We start from the raw sequence: 17359 nt of genomic DNA, 5'->3' as shown, positions 1-17359 counted from the left end.
AGGGAGAGGGGAATAGGTATTGAAGGCAAAGGGAAGTATCACTTACAAGACTTTAAATGAATGGATTAATTTTCGCAAACAGATAATAATCGAAGCATTTGTGGCGGGCGTTTTAGCTGGAGGTATTATTACTTTATTCAGGTATATTCTTGATATATTAGGACATGTGATTGAAAATTTATATCATATATTACGTGCAAATCCTGTATGGATTTTTGCATGGGCGGTTTTTCTAATACTCATAGGTTATATTGTAGGGTTGATTTTAAAAGAGGAACCCATGGTGAGCGGTAGCGGTATACCTCAGGTAGAAGGCATCATAACAGGGTATATTAAAGTAAATTGGTTGAGGACAACTTTGTGTAAGTTTTTAGGGGGAGTGCTGTCCATAGGTGCAGGGCTTTCTCTAGGCCGAGAAGGACCTTCAATTCAGTTAGGAGCTGCTATAGGGCAGGGGCTGAGTAGGCTATTGAGGAGATTTAGGGTTGAGGAGAAATATCTTATAACATGTGGTGCCAGTGCTGGTCTTGCCGCAGCATTTAACGCGCCCCTGGCTGGTGTTGTATTTGCTTTAGAAGAACTTCATAAGAACTTTTCGCCCCTAGTGCTGGTTTCAACAATGGTAGCGTCCCTTACGGCTGACTTTATCTCTTCAAGCTTTTTTGGCCTGAAACCTCTTTTTGATTTTAGCTACCTTACAATTATACCTCTAGAAAAGTATTTTTATTTATTGGGACTTGGCGTAATAATCGGAATATCCGGTGTGATGTTTAACACTGTGTTATTAAAAACCCAGGATATTTACGGGAAAATGAAAATCAAGTCAGAATTAAAACCTCTGATACCGATGTTATTGTCTATATTAGTGGGGCTTTATCTACCCGGTGCTTTGGGTGGGGGAGAAGGAATAATTAATTCTCTTAATAATGCCAATTACAGCCTATTATTCGTCATGATTCTATTGTTCGGGAAATTTCTATTTACAATGGTTAGCTACGGTTCGGGTGTACCCGGGGGTATTTTTATGCCATTACTCTTAATTGGTGCTCTTTTGGGGGATGCCTATGGAATCGGTATGAGTAGAATTTTCCATTTAAATCCAGCTTTTATTAAAGATTTTGCTATTTTGGCCATGGCAGGGAATTTTGCAGCTATAGTTAAAGCGCCTATAACAGGAGCTTTATTAGTTACAGAAATGACCGGTTCCTTTAGACATTTACTAGCATTAAGCACTGTTTCTATAACGGCGTATCTTGTAACAGATGTGTTTAAAAGTAAGCCCATATACGAGGCTTTGCTTGAACGGATACTCAAAAATAAAAGAGCAAAAATAACCATTAATGAAGAGAATAAAGTTTTATTTGAAATAGCTGTTTGCGTAGGTTCTTTACTGGATGGAAAAAGAATAAAAGATATAGAGTGGCCGCCACATTGCTTACTGGTAGGTATTAAAAGAGGTACTTCGGAATTAATACCGAGAGGCAATACAAAAATTTTGCCAGGCGATTATCTGGTGATTCTGACTGATGAAAGTACATTTGCAGATTTAAATGAAAAGTTATCAATAATGGCAACAGAACTAAAAGGCATTCATCTGAATAAATCTTGAGGTTTATCTTGTGTCCAGAATCAATAGAATAGCAGATGTCTGCATTAGCAAAGTTTTGATGGTGAAATCTTAGAATAGGGATAATAATTTAAATCTCCTCAAAACTTTGTATTAATTTTTTATATTTTCTGCATAATAGCACCAACTATTAGCACTTGATACTAAATAAATTTTATAGTATAATCATGGCAGAAAAAATCGAGAGGTGGTAACGGTGAAAGTGAAAATAAAGATCCCTTTAGGTAAGGGGTATAATCCGGGTGCCATATTGGAAATTATAGAGGAATGCACATTAGGTGGCGATAGGTATTATGATATATACAATCCTGAGACGGGAGAAAGATTTCTGTTAAAAGATGTTGAATGTGAAGTCATGGAAGAAGCTGATATTTCAACGAAAATAAGATCATTGAAAGAATTAATAGAGCAAAAAGAGCGATGTCTTGATATCATTCAGAATAAGAATATGAAATTATTGGAAAAGATGGAAATTGACATATTCAATAATATAATTAATTACTTTGAAGGCTATGAAACAATAGAATCTCTAGATATGAAGTTACTACAAAGTAAAGCTACTATTTTGAAGGCTTTTAAACTATAATAAAAGTGAATTAAATCCGATGGCAGCAATATAAATAAAGAAAGCGATTTTGTATTGTATCCACTGTGTATTGTGATATAATTGATCTTGACTTTATTTAATTAGGAGATGGTGGATAAAATGAGAGTAAAGTTTCTTGGTACGGCTGCCGCTGAGGGCTGGCCAGGCCTATTTTGCCAGTGTGATGCCTGCCGTAAGGCAAGAGAATTAGGGGGGAAAAACATAAGGACCCGCTCGTCTTGCATAATTGATGACCTATATATGATTGACTTTTCGGCAGATACATATTATCACGTTTTAAGAGATCATTTGGATTTGTCTCGCGTTAAACATTTATTTATTACTCATTCCCATGAAGACCATTTTTATCCACAGGATTTACAGATGAGGAAAAAACCTTTTGCATATTTCACTTCAAATGATCCTTTGCATGTTTATGGCAATGATCACGTTAAAGAGCGTTTTGACCAGGCCGGAGGTGAGGAAAAGAGTGATGGGACTTTGCGCTTTCATAAGGTAAATCCATTTGAAACGTTTATTGCAGGAGATGCCGAGGTGACTCCACTTCTGGCGGATCATGCTCCGGGCGAACAATGTTATATATACGCTATTAAACTAAATGGTAAAACGTTGCTGTATGGTCACGATACGGGTTATTTTCCAGAACAGACGTGGGAATACATTAAGAAATACTCTTTTGATGGTGTTATATTAGACTGCACATCTGGGCCTCAGGAGTCTATGAGGTACCATATGGGGTTCCCCACGGTTTTAAAGGTTAAACAACGATTATTGGATGAAAAAATTGCCAGAGAAAATACGATATTTATAGTAAATCACTTTTCTCACAATGGAGGTCTTATGCACGATGAGATGGTAGAGGCCTTTTCGCCATACGGTTTTGTAGTGACTTATGATGGCATGGAAATTGAGATATAGGAGGTTATATAATGGCGATTAAGATGATAATTGATACAGATATAGGTGACGACATTGACGATGCGCTGGCGATAGCTTTTGCGCTGAATTCGCCTGAGGTTGAGCTGGAAGGTATAACCACGGTTTTTCGTAATGTGAAAGAAAGAGCACGGCTGGCTTTGACGGAGTTAAACGTTTTTGAGAGGCATATACCTGTATGTCAGGGGATAGGAAGACCATTAATAAATTATGTCGATGTAGAGGAGATACCATGTCAATGCGAGGCAGTAAATAGGAATATAGATGTTATCGAAAGCAAAAATGCTGTGGAATTTATTATAGACGTATGCATGAATTCTAAAGAAAAGATAACGTTAGTCCCTATAGGACCATTGACCAATATAGCAGTGGCTTTACGATTAAAACCGGATTTGGCTGAAAGAGTAAGAATTGTACTCATGGGTGGTTATATAGGTGCGCCTCAGCCAGAATGGAATATACTCTGCGATCCGGAGGCTGCCCATATTGTGTTTAATAGCGGTGCTGACATCACAATGGTTGGCCTGGATGTCACATTGAAATGCAGAATAAATGAAGAGCAGATGAGATACTTCGACCAGTCAAACGACAAAAGGGTCAAGTTTTTGCGACAGCTGATTTCTCTGTGGCAGGGTTCAAATACTTCTCAATACCCTATATTGCACGATCCATTGGCTGTAGCCTCGGCTATAGATCCGTCGCTTATTACTGTTAAACCTATAGATGTGGAAATAGAATTGGCAGGTAAATATACCCGTGGGATGACGATACCACGCGATGGGAATAGTGTAAAAGCGGCTGTAGACGTGGACGTTAAACGTTTTATGGATATGTTTATGAAAAGAGTAGCATTTACCAGCGATATTGATATTTTGTAATAATAAGGAGGGAACTGTTTTTTCTAAATTCCCTCCTTTTATAACCTTTTATGCTTTTTTGGTTACTCCATAAAATGGTAAAGTTTTTACTAAGCCTTATGTAATTCAGAGAGTTGCACACCGCCTGTTCCTATGTTGTCTGCATTGTTTTCTCTTATAATAATAGTGAAAGCCTGTTTAGGAATATTTAGGGTTTCCGATGCTGCATTTGTCAGATTTACAATAAGTTTTGCCTTTGTTTCCTTTGATAAATTTGCTGGTCCGTCTATAGTGATAACCGGCATGTTATTTCCTCCTTTACTTTTGCTTTATTTTTATAATATAAATAATTCAACACAATTATAGTATTAAAATAGAGAACAGTCAAATATTGTTAATTTATTAACAGAACTTTGTTTGTTTGATGTATTTACCTTCTTTTACAAGATGTCATTCATAATGTACATATAAAAAGGTATGACTAATAGACTCAGTACGGTAGTGATTGTGATCATCATAGCGGCGAATTTGTGGTCGCTGCCATAAGTGCGAGATACGATGGAGATTTGAGCCATTACAGGTAGGGATGATTGTATTATAAATACTTTTTTCATCAAAATTTCTAGAGGTAAAAAGTATAATACAGCAAATGCTACCATTGGAGATATGATAAAACGACCTATTAGCAATGCAAGAACTTTATTGTCAAATTTTATATCCTTTACAGTCATATCATGTATTACAATTCCTATGAAAAACATGGACAAAGGTGTTGTTAGGTTTCCTATATATTTAAATGTGTCCATGACAAACCGAGGTAACTTTATACCCAGGAATATAAAAACTATTCCTGTTATAAATCCCATTAATGCTGGAGAAAAAATTTTTTTTATCGTTTCCAGTGAAAGTACTGGTAATCTGTCACCGTTATTTCCGTCTCTGGCTATGCCATATATTCCTATGGTCCAAAAAAGACTGGTGTTTGCCACATAATATAAGAGAACATAAGGTATAGCCTTATCGCCAAACAGGCATTGGTTTACAGGTAATCCTATGAAAATTGTATTGGAAAAAGCAAATAAGGCTACGAAAGCACCCCGCCTATTTTTGTCGATATTTAAAAGGCGTGCTAAACCTATTGCCAGGATGTATGCTATTAATATGCTGGCAAATGCTGCTAATGAACCCATTCCGTAGTGCAATAGTTTATCCTTTGTAAATGTGTCCATGAGGTTTGAAATCATAAGGGCTGGGAGGGATATATTTACGACCAATTTTGAAAAAAGCGACGCTATCTCCTCATTGAACCAGCCCTTTGAAGTCAGTACATATCCCACTGAGATCATTACGAGGATTGCGAGTATGCCCTGGGCAGCATCTATGAATATCATTGTAGGACACCTTATCGCCAACTATAGGGGTAGCCATTTTAAGACATTTTGTATGTATTTGTCCCAGAATCCCCACTCATGTTGGCCGGGTCCTTCTTCATAGGTAATATCGAGGCCTAGTTTTTGGCAATAATCTCTAAAAGCTATGTTGCCTTGATAGAGGAAATCTTCTGTACCACAGCATTGGTATAGTTTAGGCTTAGGTCCTTGGGATTGTGCTACCTTTTGGGCCAGATAATACAGGTCATTATCACTACCTTCTACAGTCTGAGGATCTCCAAATATGTTATAAAATTCAGATGCCATAGGTTCAGCAGCATTTTTAACCAGATTTACTATATCTAGTGCACCTGATAAGCTGGCAGCAGCGGCGTATTTATCTGGACATCTTAATGCTAGCTTAAAAGCTCCATAGCCTCCCATGGATAAACCTGCGACGAAATTGTCCTCCCTTTTATCAGACAGGGGGAAGAAGGATCTGGCTATTTCAGGAAGTTCCTCACTTATAAAGGTCCAGTAGCGGTAACCGTTTTTCATGTCTGTGTAAAAACTTCGGCCGACGGCGGGCATTACTACTGCAAGCCCTAATGGAGCTACATAACGCTCAATAGAAGTTCTGCGCAGCCATATGGTGTGATCATCTGATAATCCATGCAATAGGTACAAGGTAGGATGTTTTGAACGTATGGTACGGCCTTCCATACCTATCTGGTTCTTAGTCGCTTGAGGAAGAATCACATACATAGATGTAGAAACGCCCAGTACCTCAGAGAAAAAATCACAATGTATGAGAGCCATATGTATACCTTCCTTCTATAAGATTTTACTATAGTATACAATTTTTTGACGGTACAGGCAAGTGGTTATAAAAATACAGCAGGTAATACTTGCGCTTGTGAAGAACAATTGATATAATAAAGAAGGTTCAAAGATATATTTATATTTTGACTTTCTTTAATAAGGCGATGGAGCTCGCCTTAAATGCCTGAGATGCTGATGGCTCCTGCTTTTAAAAAATTAAAAGTAGGAGCTTTATTTATTTTTATTGAAAGGAGAAGCTAAGATTGTATCGAATTATATTAGTAGGAATTGGAGGATTTTTGGGAGCGTCTATAAGGTATATTATTTCTGGTTTATGCGTAAAAGTGTTTGGAGATACCTATCCTTATGGCACATTATTTGTGAATGTCTTAGGAGGATTTTTTATAGGGCTCATTATGGAGGCAAGTATTAATGGATGGCCTATCCCGCCTAATTTGAGGATTTTCCTTACGACAGGCGTGTTGGGTGGTCTTACCACTTTTTCTACGTTTGGCTACGAGACCATTTCTATGTTGAGTGATGGTAGCTATTTATTGGGAACAGTCAATATAGGCCTTAATTTGATATTGTCACTGGTAGGTGTGTGGATGGGAAAATTTTTAGCTCAGATATTGTTATAGGATGGAGGTTTTTAAAGTGAATATAAAAGGGAAGGGAAAACTGCTCAAAATTTTTATAGGTGAATCTGATCAATGGCACGGTGAACCATTATACCATGCGATTGTTAAGAAAATTAAAGAAAATAATCTGGCAGGTGCCACGGTTATTCGAGGCATAGAAGGCTATGGGGCTAATAGCAGAGTACATAGTGCCAGGATATTGAGGCTTTCGGAGGATTTACCTATTGTTATTGAAATAGTTGATGTTGAAGACAAGATAAATAATATATTAAGCGTATTAGATGATATGATAAAAGAAGGTTTTATGATAGTGATACAAGATGTGGAGATATACAAATATGCAGGTTCTAACAATAATAAATCAAAGCATGAGAAGCAAGGTTAAATATTTTCTAAGATGTGTAGAAAAAAGGAATCAAAAGTGTTAATATATTTATAGGTTTTATTGCTAAAGATTTGTCGTTATTTTTTGTCATAATTAGGGGGTTTATTTAATGGATATAGAAGTAAAAGTGCCAATGTTGTCAGATAAGATGAAAAAGGGGCGTATTGCAAGTTGGCATGTAGAAGAAGGTCAGTACATACAAAAAGGTGTACATTTGTTTGACATAACAGTAAATAAAATGAATTTTAAAGTTTATAGCGATTATCAGGGAATGCTAACGAAAATCGTTTGTCCTACGGGAAGTACGGTTCAGCCTGGCGATGTGGTAGCGGTTATTGCACAAGTTGATGAGGTACAGGCGACTGCTGTGAGCGGAGAAATGACTAAACAGGAATATAAGAATTATGATGTGGCAATTATAGGCGCAGGTCCTGGAGGATATGTAGCTGCTATAAAGGCCGCAAAGAAGGGTGCAAAGGTCGCGCTGTTTGAAAAAGACAAATTGGGCGGAACCTGTTTAAACAGGGGATGTATACCTACAAAGTCTTATGCTAGGGCCGCTGAAGTATATGGTATCGTAAGGCAAGCCAGTCAGTTCGGCCTTGATGTAAATATAAATTCTTTTGCCTATCTTAAAGTTGTTCAAAGAAAAGATAGTATTGTAGAAGAGCTTAGAGAAGGTATAGATGCCTTGCTTAAATCAAATGGTGTTGATGTGTTCTATTCTGAAGCGAAAGTGGATAAAGAAAAAAACATAATATTTGGTGAGAATAAGCTTAAAGCTAAAAACATTATTATAGCTACGGGATCATCGCCGGCGCAATTGCCGATTAAAGGTATTGATTCTAAAAATGTCATGAATAGTGATATAATTCTTGACATTAAGTCTTTGCCCCAGAGCTTATGCATTATAGGCGGAGGGGTAATTGGCATGGAGTTTGCCTTTATCATGAATCGATTTGGTGTTAAGGTATCTGTTGTAGAGATGATGCCCAATATCCTACCAACGCTAGACCATGAAGTGAGTTTACTCATTAAGAATATAGCCGAAAGTAGAGGTATAAGGATATATACGTCTTCTACCGTCGACAAAATAGAAGAAGAGGAAAATGGCGGGAGCATCGTATGTATTAAAGGGGAGAATACGAGACATCTTTATGTAGATAAAGTGTTTGTGTCTATAGGGAGAAAGCTCAATACGGATATAGGGCCGATTGCGGATTTGTTGGAATTTGATGGGAAGGCTATTAAAGTCGATGAATATATGAGGACAAATGTAGACGGTGTTTACGCTATAGGCGATGTTACCGGTAAGATGATGCTAGCTCATGTAGCTTCGGCTCAAGGTGAGGTGGCGGTGGATAATATATTTGGCGAAATGCAAACTCTAGATTATACAAAGATACCTGCGGCGGTATTTACGGAACCTGAGATTGGTTATTTTGGTTATACGGAAGAACAGGCGAGAGAAAAATTTGGCGAGATAAGGATTGGCAGATTTGACTTTGAACACAACGGAAGAGCAAAAACCTATGGAGAAACAGAGGGATTTGTAAAGGTAATCGCATCAAAAACAGGAGAAGTAGTTGGCGCATGGATTATAGGTAGTGGAGCTTCTGAACTTATCCACACGCTTTCAACGGCCTGTCAAGCAGGTATGGATGTGGAGGCTTTAAGAAGTGTAGTATATTCTCATCCCACCAGGAGCGAGACCATTATGGAAGCTATCAAAGATATTTTTGGGCAATCTATCCATAAGGCTTGATGTTTGTGGAGATGAGATTATGCTAAAAATAATAGACCTTGGCACCATGCCATTTAACGAAACTTTTGATATACAAAGGGATCTGGTTAAAAAAGCGTACAATGGCGATGATGATTTTATGGTTTTTGTTGAGCATCCACATATTATAACAATAGGGATCGACGGCAGCCCAAGCCATATCCTGGCTGAACGTTCTACCTTGGATGAGATGGGTGTTTCGGTACAGAGAATAGACCGAGGCGGTGATGTCACATACCATGGATATGGCCAGCTGGTAGGATATCCTATTATAAATCTCAGGAGGTATAAGAAGGACCTTCACTGGTATCTGGATACCATCGAGGACGCTCTTATAAACACTTTGAAACATTTTAAAATAAATTCAACTAAAGACCCGGAATATCCAGGGATATGGGTAGGAAACAATAAAATTGCAGCTATTGGCATAGCCGTAGATAGATGGGTAACTTATCATGGCTTTGCATTAAATGTCAATACAGATCTCGATTATTTTAAACTCATAATTCCTTGTGGTATAGTGGGTAGGGGCGTCACATCCATGATGGCTGAAAAGGGACATAAATTTGAGCTGGATGAAATAAAAAAGGTATTTAGCAAAAATTTTGAGCATTTAATAGCATTGGAATATAAAAGCGGAGGTATTTGATGTTTTACGCCGATATAAAAGACATAGAAAAATGGGAAGGGATAAACAGTTATCTCTTAAAAAACGGGATCAATACCGTATGTCGTGAAGCTTTTTGCCCCAATATGTGTGAGTGTTATGCAAATAATACAGCTACGTTTTTAATTTTGGGCAAAGTTTGTACCAGAAATTGTACGTTTTGTTGTATCGATAAAGGAATACCCGAAAAAGTGGATGTAGAGGAACCGAAAAAGATAGCTGAGTATGTAAAAAGATTAGGACTTAAATATGCTGTAATAACATCTGTTACCAGGGATGATTTGCCTGATGAGGGTTCCAACCAATTTGCCAGAGTGATCGATGAAATAAAGAAGATGGATAAACATATCGCCGTTGAGGTATTGATACCGGATTTTCATGGCAGGAAAGATTTGCTGGATAATGTATTGAGATCCGGACCTGATGTGGTAGGCCATAATATAGAGACCGTTGAAAGACTTTATAGAGAAGTGAGACCAAAAGCTGTATACAAAAGGTCACTGGAAGTACTTTGCTATATAAAGCAAAAAGGTTTTATAACTAAAAGCGGTATTATGCTGGGTTTAGGAGAAACCAAAGATGAAGTAAAAAGAACCATTGATGATTTGTGTAAATACGGCTGTGATATATTGACTATAGGACAGTATTTGCAACCTGATTATAGATACCATGATGTGGTGAGATATGTGCCTTTAGATGAATTTGAGTATTATAAGAATTATGCCAATGATATAGGCATTAAATATGTGTTGTCTTTACCTCGTGTTCGAAGCTCTTATAGAGCTTTCGAAATATATAATTTAGTAAAAGGAGGAATTGAAAATGGCAGTAGTGACTTTTAAGGCCACTTCTAGAAAGTTGCCAGAAGGCTTGGCGGTAGAGAGCGATGTGAGAGGATTTAAAATGGTTTTAGATGAACCAGAGGATCTGGGCGGTACCAATAAGGGAATGAATCCTGTAGAAGCCCTTCTCTGCGCATTGGGTTCATGCCAGTCCATTGTTGCAGCAGTTTTTGCTGAACAGCAGGGCATAAACCTGCAGGAATTCTGGGTCGAGCTGGAAGGCGATCTGGATACCGATGGGTTTATGGGTCTTTCTGATGTCAGACCAGGTTTCCTGGAGGTCAGATTTAAGATGCACATAAAGAGTGATTCGCCGGAAGATAAAGTAAAGGAATTTGCTAAATTCATTGAAAAGAGATGCCCTGTGGGCGATACATTGGCAAATGGAGTTAAACTGGTTTCGTCAGGTGTGGTTATTGAGTAAAGCTTGTTTAATAACTTGTTAAATAAAAGGAATAAATATAACAAAAGCTGGAGGATCGTTCCTCTGGCTTTTATTTTACATGATATTTATAATATGCTATAATTAAAAAGTATCGTAATGTATTTTTTGCGGGGGAGGTATTTTTTTTGTCTAGAAAGGAAAGGGATTTCATACTTTTTCTTCTGGCGGGTGCGTTTTTGGGTTTTGCTTCAGGCATTTCCGATTCTACATTGAACAATTATTTAAATGAAGTGTTTAAAATTTCAGCATTGCAGAGGGGCTGGATTGAATTTCCAAGGGAGTTGCCCGGGCTTCTGGTAGTTTTTATAGCGGGCTTTTTATTCTTCTTGGGCGATGTGAGGATTGCGGTAGTAGCCAATTTAGTAGGAGCTTTGGGCCTTTTTGGCATAGGCCTTTTTGCCCATTCTTTTAACGTGCTGTTGATATGGCTTGTGCTTTATAGCACGGGTCTTCATCTGTATATGCCTGTTTCTTCCAGTATCGGGATGAATCTTTCAACAGAAGAGGATATGGGTAAACGGTTGGGGACGTTAAACTCTATAAATACTTTGGGTAACGTGCTAGGTTGTATTGCAGTGTTGCTGGGATTTGGTATCTTTAAAATTAGTTACAATTTGGGGTTTATCATAGCAGGTTTCGCTTTCGTAACGGCGGCAGTATTGACTATAAGGATGCATTCAGAAAAACCGAAGTTACAGAAAGCCAAGTTTGTATTTAGAAAACAGTACAGCCTTTTTTACTGGCTAAATATATTATTTGGAGCTAGAAAGCAGGTATTTATAACATTTGCTCCGTGGGTACTTATTAAAGTATTTAACCAGAAGGTAGAGGTTTTTGCGGTGCTGGGTATCGTGGGTGCTTTAATAGGGATATTTTTTAAACCGTTGGTAGGCAGATTGATCGACATTATAGGGGAAAAATACATACTCATGGGAGAAGCCTTTATACTCATATTTATAAGTTTGGGATACGCTTATTTAGGAAAATTTCGCGCAGAAAGTTTTGCTCTATATATGGCTTTTGCATGCTATATCGTAGATCAGATGCTTATGGCTGTAGGCATGGCTAGGTCTACGTACATAAAGAAAACAATAATAGATCCAGAAGACCTTACAGCTACCTTATCGACCGGTGTGAGTCTAGATCACATGGTATCTATGAGCATTCCTACGCTGGGAGGTTTGATATGGACTCTTTACGGTTATAAATATGTGTTCTTAGGGGCTGCATTTATCGCTTTGCTCAATCTGATTTCTACGTCTTTTATAAATGTGAAAAGGGTAAATGTCAGCGAAAACGTTGCCGGATAGGCTAATATACCTTTTATAATTTATAAAAAGGACCGTTTTATCGGTCCTTTACTTATTTACAAGAACGATTCTGTTACCTCTTAAACCTCATTCCAGATGCGCTTTGCATTATCCATACCATATTTCGAACCAATTCTTGGGTCTTCCAGGCCTTCAAATTCTACTGATATATATCCATCATAACCGGAGTCTTTTATAATTTTAATTATATGGCGTATATCCATGTCTCCCTGGCCGACTATTGCACCTCTTAAATAATTCCCGTGGGATGTTCTAAACCAGCCTTCACCAGGATTATCATAATATTTTCTGACGTAAAAATCTTTTAGGTGTATCATGGCGGCAAAGCGCATATTATCCTTTACACCTATCAATGGGTCTTGATCTACGCATAAGAAATTTCCTACGTCAACAGTTGTCTTAAAATTAGGTTTGTTCACCGCATTTAAGACTCTCTGCACGCGTTCACTTCCATTTACATAGAACCCATGGTTTTCTATTGTCGTTATTATACCATACTGAGCTGCATAATCAGCGATCCTTTTACACCCTTCTACGATTTTTGGCAAATCTATTTCAAATTGTTTTACTGGGTCTTCAGGCATATTTCTAAATGCGACAACATCATGCCTCATGAACTTAGCGCCTAAATTGTGAGTGATATCGACTGCATCCATTAATCTTTTGATTTCTCTTTCGTAATCTTCTTCTGTTTCTTGTAATAAATTAGCCAGTATTGAATACATAGAGATTTCCAGACCTACATCTTCAGCTTTTTTTCTAATATCTTCTACGAGCTGAGGGTTATCAGCCAAAGTAAACCCAAAAGGCACTATTTCTACATGTTCGCCTCCATTGTCTGCTATCCACTGTATGGCGTCCAGTACTGTCATTTCATTTTTGTAAATTAATTGTACTAAACTATAGGTACTTAAACCTATTTTCATAATCCTTACCTCCCCCTTCTTTAATTACCAGGCAAATGTCTACCTTTCTATATTTTTCATTGTATACCATTGATTTATATAAGTCAAGACATGTGGCCAGGTAGTGTGCTTACATATATCAAGAGATCTTTTCCATGGCTTCATGCTGCGACTTATACAGATTGTAATAAAGTCCTTTAAGATTTATGAGTTCGCTGTGAGATCCCATTTCTATGATTCTACCATCGTCTACTACAAATATTCTGTCAGCGTTTCTTATGGTTGAAAGCCTGTGGGCTATTACGAAAGATGTACGATTTTCCATGACTTTTTCTAGCGCTTTTTGCAGCATTATCTCGGTATGGGTATCTATACTGGATGTAGCTTCATCCAGTATGAGAATATGGGGATCGGCTATTATGGTTCTGGCCAGGGCTATGAGCTGGCGCTGTCCTACTGATAGCCTGTTGCCCATTTCTTTGATTTCCGTGTCATAACCTTTTTCCATGTTTATTATGAAATCATGGGCTCCGACCAATTTTGCGGCGTTTACTATTTCATCCATAGTGGCGTCTAATTTTCCATACCTTATATTATCAGCGATGGTACCATTAAAAAGATACGTATCTTGCAACATTATTCCCATCTTGGATCTTAAGGATTTCAGTTTTATATCCCTGATATCTCGCCCATCTATTAATACCTTTCCTTCGGTAGCGTCATAAAAGCGGGCGATAAGATTTATTATGGTGGTTTTACCGGCTCCTGTAGGGCCTACCAGAGCGATGGTCTCACCCGGTTCTACCTTAAAGCTTACATTTTTAAGTACATCTCTCTCCTTGTCGTAACTGAAGGTTACATTTCTAAATTCTACTTCACCTTTTATCTCACTTATTTCAACGGCATCTGGTTTTTCTATGATGGCAGGCTTTATATCCATGATTTCAAAAATGCGCTCAGCTCCAGCCATAGCTGATATAAGGGAATTATAAAAATTGCTCAAGTTTATTATGGGCTGCCAGAGCATACCGATATACCCTGTAAAGGCAACCAGGAGCCCAATGGTAATTCCGCCAGTATTTAATAGCTTTATTCCGTACCAGTAGACGAGAGCCATACTTATACCCCATGAAGCGTCAATTACCGGCCATAGCGCGTTGTTTATCCTTATGGCGTTTAACCAAACCCTTCTTATGTCCTTTGAAAGGTCTAAGAAGGTATTGCAGGTGTCATCTTCCATGACAAAAGCTTTTACGACTTTTGCTCCTGCAAAAGTCTCATGAATATAGGCATTGGCTGTTGAAAATTTTTTCCTGACCTGCTGCCATCTCTTCCTTGATACGACCTGGATAGTAAAAAGACTTACGGCGAGGAATGGCAAGATAATGAGGCCTATGATTGCCAGGCGGGCATGGAGCTTAAAAAGGATTATGATGATGGCAATCAGTGTTATAGAGTCAGGTACGATACTGGTGATTGTGTTTATAATGACGTCATTTAGCGAATTTACATCGCCTATAACCCTTGAGAGGATTTTACCTATTGGCCTGCTCTCAAAGAAATCTATGGAAAGCTCTTGAAGGTGGGAAAACAAATCCTGTCGTATTTGATATAAGATATTTTTGGCCACCTTTGACATAATACTTATCCTGTACCTTGAGCATATCATGGAGATGATATTCAAGGTTAGGAACACCAACACAAGCACCGTTAGGCCTTTTATATCTCCTCTAGATATATAGTTGTCAATAGATTGTTTCATGAGGTATGGGTTTAAAAGCCCTATGACTGATGTTATGCCAATGAGGGTCAGGATCAGCGCGATGGCTTTTATATGAGGTTTTAAATATCCCGCTATCCTCAAAAAGGTGTTCTTGTTAAAAGGTTTTTCCAGTACCTCATCATCTAGCAATTTGCTTTTTGCCATTTTATATTGCCTCCTCGTCGATAAATTCGAATACCTTGTATTGCTGGGTATAAAGAGAGAAATACTTGCCCTTTTTATCAATAAGTTCTCTATGATTGCCGCGCTCTACAATTCTACCATTTTCTAGCATGATAATCTCATCGGCATCTTTGACTGATGACACTCTATGGGCGATTATAAAGGTGGTACGACCTTTCATTACATTGCTCAGTGCTTCAATGATCTCTTTTTCGGTATGCATATCCACAGCGGATGTGGCGTCGTCCAGTATCAAAATCTTAGGATCTTTGAGGATTGCTCTGGCAATGGCTATCCTCTGCTTTTGTCCTCCTGACAGACCTACCCCTCTCTCACCGACCACGGTATCATAGCCCTCAGGCATGCTCATAATAAAGTCGTGGGCTCTGGCTATTTTTGCGGCTTTTATGATTTCTTCCATGGTAGCATCAGGCTTACCGAAAGCGATATTTGCAGCGATGGTATCAGAAAAGAGAAATGTATCTTGCATAACTATACCAATGCAGCTTCTTAAGTTGCGAAGGCTCATGTCTTTTATGTTTATGCCGTCAATGGTTATCTCACCTGAAGTTAGTTCGTAATACCTGCCTATGAGGTTTACTATGGAAGTTTTTCCTGAACCTGTAGTACCCATTATGGCGATTTTTGAGCCGGGCTTTGCATCGATATTTATCTTTTCAAGTATGGTTTGGCCTTCTCTTTTGTAAGAGACGTCTTTGAAGACCACGTGTCCCCGTATATTCTCTACAGCAATAGAATCTTTGGCATCTGCAACTTCAGGCTTTGCGTTGAATATAGACATTATCTTGCCGGCAGATGCTTTGGCTTGAGCCATCATATTGACAAGCCATCCCATGTTTCTAACGGGCCATATAAGCATCCAGATATAGCCGTTAAAAGCCACCAATTCCCCTATGGTTATGGTCTTTTTTATGACCATAAGGCCACCTACGTATAACATGATTATGACGCTTAAACCGCTTAAAAAGTCCATCATAGGTATATATTTAGCCCATATTTCTGTTTCCTCTATATTCAAGTCCAGAAAAGATTTATTTTCTTTTCGGAACTTTTCTCTTTCGTAATTCCACCTGCCAAAAGCGTGGACGACCCTCATACCCGCGATGTTCTGCTCAGCAGTAGAGTTGAGCTTGGCTGCCTGATCGCTTATCTTGCCGTATATTCTGTCTATAAGTTTTTCAAAGCGAAATGCCAGGTACGCTACAAAGGGCAACGCCACAATAGATAATAGTGTAAGCTTTACGCTTATATTCAACAGCAAGATAGTCGCGGATATCAGGTACACAATGCACTCTATAAATATGCTGGCTCCATAAGCGATGACAGCTTTGATGTTGTCAATGTCATTGGTCATCCTGGACATCAACTCACCTGTTTCCATGTCGTCAAAGAATTTGAAAGGCATGGATTGGATATGCCTGAACAAATCGTATTTTAAGTCGAGTACGGTATTTTCAGACACCATCTCTAGGTAATAAGACCTTAGATACATCAGTATACCCCTTATGGCGTTTATAGATATAAGCGTTATGAGTATACCGGTCAGAAGTTTGGTCTGTTTTCCTATGATAACCTTGTCTATAAGAATTCTAGAAAAATATGGATTATAAAGGTCGAGGCCAACAGTTAAGGCTATGGATAATACAGGCAGCAACGCCAGGTATCGCTGTTTGTATAAATGTGACAGAATTCTCTTGTATGATGACATAGAATAAACCCCCTTTGACGTTTGATTAGACATAAAAAAGCCACGGAAATACATCCATCTATGCGTTCCCGTGGCTTTTTTCACTGTCTTTAATAAGTTATAGTATAGTTTTTAAGTACGAAATGGCCTCTTACGAAAACCACAGCATACGGGCCGCAAAATGGTGTTGGTGCTTTTACTGCAATATGAAATGTTGTCAAAGATCATAACGCTTTCTGCATATATAAATACATCTCTTGTACTTAAGGTTTTTGCATTTGTATATCTCATTTTGCGACCTCCTTGTTTTATGATATAATCTATATAAAGATACTACCATGATTTTATCTGATGTGCAAGAGGATTTCACATTATTTTGTCGAAGATTTTGTAAAGTATACCATATAAAATTAAAAAAAATAATAGCAAATTAAAAGATATGTTTACGCTTGTCTGGTACTATGATATAGGGGAGATGAAGTTTTCGT

General features: G+C 38.1%; 17 protein-coding genes and 1 riboswitch. Of the genes, 11 read left to right on the top strand and 6 right to left on the bottom strand.

The window, feature by feature from the left end:
* Nucleotides 1–19 precede the first annotated feature (19 nt).
* The 4 genes from BUB87_RS06940 (at nucleotide 20) to BUB87_RS06925 (ending at nucleotide 4048) form a co-directional block, all read left to right on the top strand.
* Nucleotides 20–1609 (top strand): ClC family H(+)/Cl(-) exchange transporter, encoded by a 1590-nt coding sequence (locus tag BUB87_RS06940; RefSeq protein WP_073343281.1) that lies wholly within the window; start codon nucleotides 20–22, stop codon nucleotides 1607–1609.
* A gap of 214 nt (nucleotides 1610–1823) precedes the next feature.
* Nucleotides 1824–2213, top strand: a complete 390-nt coding sequence (locus tag BUB87_RS06935) for a hypothetical protein (RefSeq protein WP_073343278.1) — start codon at nucleotides 1824–1826, stop codon at nucleotides 2211–2213.
* Nucleotides 2214–2333: 120 nt separating this feature from the next.
* Nucleotides 2334–3152 (top strand): MBL fold metallo-hydrolase, encoded by an 819-nt coding sequence (locus BUB87_RS06930; RefSeq protein ID WP_073343276.1) that lies wholly within the window; start codon nucleotides 2334–2336, stop codon nucleotides 3150–3152.
* Between the two features lie 11 nt (nucleotides 3153–3163).
* Nucleotides 3164–4048, top strand: coding sequence for a nucleoside hydrolase (locus BUB87_RS06925; RefSeq protein ID WP_073343273.1), 885 nt, complete (start codon nucleotides 3164–3166; stop codon nucleotides 4046–4048).
* 89 nt (nucleotides 4049–4137) lie between these two features.
* Here BUB87_RS06925 and dmpI read toward each other — a convergent pair whose 3' ends face one another.
* The 3 genes from dmpI to BUB87_RS06910 all read right to left on the bottom strand — a co-directional run bounded on the left by dmpI (nucleotide 4138) and on the right by BUB87_RS06910 (nucleotide 6216).
* Complete coding sequence (gene dmpI, locus BUB87_RS06920; protein ID WP_073343270.1) at nucleotides 4138–4332, bottom strand: 4-oxalocrotonate tautomerase DmpI; 195 nt, start codon at nucleotides 4330–4332, stop codon at nucleotides 4138–4140.
* A gap of 135 nt (nucleotides 4333–4467) precedes the next feature.
* Nucleotides 4468–5418, bottom strand: a complete 951-nt coding sequence (locus tag BUB87_RS06915) for an AEC family transporter (RefSeq protein WP_073343267.1) — start codon at nucleotides 5416–5418, stop codon at nucleotides 4468–4470.
* Nucleotides 5419–5439: 21 nt separating this feature from the next.
* Nucleotides 5440–6216 (bottom strand): alpha/beta hydrolase, encoded by a 777-nt coding sequence (locus tag BUB87_RS06910; protein WP_073343264.1) that lies wholly within the window; start codon nucleotides 6214–6216, stop codon nucleotides 5440–5442.
* A gap of 154 nt (nucleotides 6217–6370) precedes the next feature.
* Nucleotides 6371–6431, top strand: a riboswitch (Fluoride riboswitch).
* A gap of 51 nt (nucleotides 6432–6482) precedes the next feature.
* On the opposite strand from BUB87_RS06910, the gene crcB reads away from it, so the two are divergent.
* The 7 genes from crcB (at nucleotide 6483) to BUB87_RS06875 (ending at nucleotide 12292) form a co-directional block, all read left to right on the top strand.
* Complete coding sequence (gene crcB, locus BUB87_RS06905; protein ID WP_073343261.1) at nucleotides 6483–6860, top strand: fluoride efflux transporter CrcB; 378 nt, start codon at nucleotides 6483–6485, stop codon at nucleotides 6858–6860.
* Nucleotides 6861–6876: 16 nt separating this feature from the next.
* A complete protein-coding gene (locus BUB87_RS06900; RefSeq protein WP_234945985.1) occupies nucleotides 6877–7245 on the top strand; it encodes a DUF190 domain-containing protein in 369 nt (122 codons plus the stop codon).
* A 109-nt stretch (nucleotides 7246–7354) separates the two neighbouring features.
* Entirely contained in the window at nucleotides 7355–9010 is a 1656-nt protein-coding gene (gene lpdA, locus BUB87_RS06895) for a dihydrolipoyl dehydrogenase (RefSeq protein ID WP_073343255.1), read from the top strand.
* Nucleotides 9011–9029: 19 nt separating this feature from the next.
* On the top strand, nucleotides 9030–9677 hold the full coding sequence (gene lipB, locus BUB87_RS06890; protein WP_073343252.1) for a lipoyl(octanoyl) transferase LipB: 648 nt from the start codon (nucleotides 9030–9032) through the stop codon (nucleotides 9675–9677).
* Nucleotides 9677–10537: a lipoyl synthase gene (lipA, locus tag BUB87_RS06885; RefSeq protein ID WP_073343250.1), complete on the top strand. Its 861-nt coding sequence runs from the start codon at nucleotides 9677–9679 to the stop codon at nucleotides 10535–10537. Before lipB ends, lipA begins: the two co-directional genes overlap by 1 nt.
* Nucleotides 10518–10961 (top strand): OsmC family protein, encoded by a 444-nt coding sequence (locus BUB87_RS06880; protein ID WP_073343247.1) that lies wholly within the window; start codon nucleotides 10518–10520, stop codon nucleotides 10959–10961. Before lipA ends, BUB87_RS06880 begins: the two co-directional genes overlap by 20 nt.
* 146 nt (nucleotides 10962–11107) lie before the next feature.
* Nucleotides 11108–12292: an MFS transporter gene (locus tag BUB87_RS06875; protein WP_143156634.1), complete on the top strand. Its 1185-nt coding sequence runs from the start codon at nucleotides 11108–11110 to the stop codon at nucleotides 12290–12292.
* 80 nt (nucleotides 12293–12372) lie between these two features.
* Here BUB87_RS06875 and BUB87_RS06870 read toward each other — a convergent pair whose 3' ends face one another.
* From BUB87_RS06870 to BUB87_RS06860, 3 genes are all read right to left on the bottom strand, one after another.
* On the bottom strand, nucleotides 12373–13239 hold the full coding sequence (locus BUB87_RS06870) for a sugar phosphate isomerase/epimerase family protein (protein WP_073343241.1): 867 nt from the start codon (nucleotides 13237–13239) through the stop codon (nucleotides 12373–12375).
* 118 nt (nucleotides 13240–13357) lie between these two features.
* Entirely contained in the window at nucleotides 13358–15145 is a 1788-nt protein-coding gene (locus tag BUB87_RS06865; RefSeq protein ID WP_073343238.1) for an ABC transporter ATP-binding protein, read from the bottom strand.
* A 1-nt stretch (nucleotide 15146) separates the two neighbouring features.
* Nucleotides 15147–16892 carry an ABC transporter ATP-binding protein gene (locus BUB87_RS06860; protein WP_073343235.1) on the bottom strand — a complete coding sequence of 582 codons (1746 nt, stop codon included), beginning with the start codon at nucleotides 16890–16892 and terminating at the stop codon, nucleotides 15147–15149.
* Nucleotides 16893–17359: the final 467 nt, after the last annotated feature.

Origin of the sequence: Caldanaerobius fijiensis DSM 17918, assembly GCF_900129075.1 — a bacterium.
GTDB lineage: Bacteria > Bacillota > Thermoanaerobacteria > Thermoanaerobacterales > Caldanaerobiaceae > Caldanaerobius > Caldanaerobius fijiensis.
This window is presented reverse-complemented; position numbering and strand designations above follow the sequence as displayed.

Excerpts from the sequence above, each read along its gene's own strand:
- BUB87_RS06930 (WP_073343276.1), top strand. The coding sequence starts at position 2,334 with ATGAGAGTAAAGTTTCTTGGTACGGCTGCCGCTGAGGGCTGGCCAGGC.
- BUB87_RS06925 (WP_073343273.1), top strand. The coding sequence starts at position 3,164 with ATGGCGATTAAGATGATAATTGATACAGATATAGGTGACGACATTGAC.
- dmpI (WP_073343270.1), bottom strand. The coding sequence starts at position 4,332 with ATGCCGGTTATCACTATAGACGGACCAGCAAATTTATCAAAGGAAACA.
- BUB87_RS06915 (WP_073343267.1), bottom strand. The coding sequence starts at position 5,418 with ATGATATTCATAGATGCTGCCCAGGGCATACTCGCAATCCTCGTAATG.
- BUB87_RS06910 (WP_073343264.1), bottom strand. The coding sequence starts at position 6,216 with ATGGCTCTCATACATTGTGATTTTTTCTCTGAGGTACTGGGCGTTTCT.
- lpdA (WP_073343255.1), top strand. The coding sequence starts at position 7,355 with ATGGATATAGAAGTAAAAGTGCCAATGTTGTCAGATAAGATGAAAAAG.
- lipB (WP_073343252.1), top strand. The coding sequence starts at position 9,030 with ATGCTAAAAATAATAGACCTTGGCACCATGCCATTTAACGAAACTTTT.
- lipA (WP_073343250.1), top strand. The coding sequence starts at position 9,677 with ATGTTTTACGCCGATATAAAAGACATAGAAAAATGGGAAGGGATAAAC.
- BUB87_RS06880 (WP_073343247.1), top strand. The coding sequence starts at position 10,518 with ATGGCAGTAGTGACTTTTAAGGCCACTTCTAGAAAGTTGCCAGAAGGC.
- BUB87_RS06870 (WP_073343241.1), bottom strand. The coding sequence starts at position 13,239 with ATGAAAATAGGTTTAAGTACCTATAGTTTAGTACAATTAATTTACAAA.
- BUB87_RS06865 (WP_073343238.1), bottom strand. The coding sequence starts at position 15,145 with ATGGCAAAAAGCAAATTGCTAGATGATGAGGTACTGGAAAAACCTTTT.
- BUB87_RS06860 (WP_073343235.1), bottom strand. The coding sequence starts at position 16,892 with ATGTCATCATACAAGAGAATTCTGTCACATTTATACAAACAGCGATAC.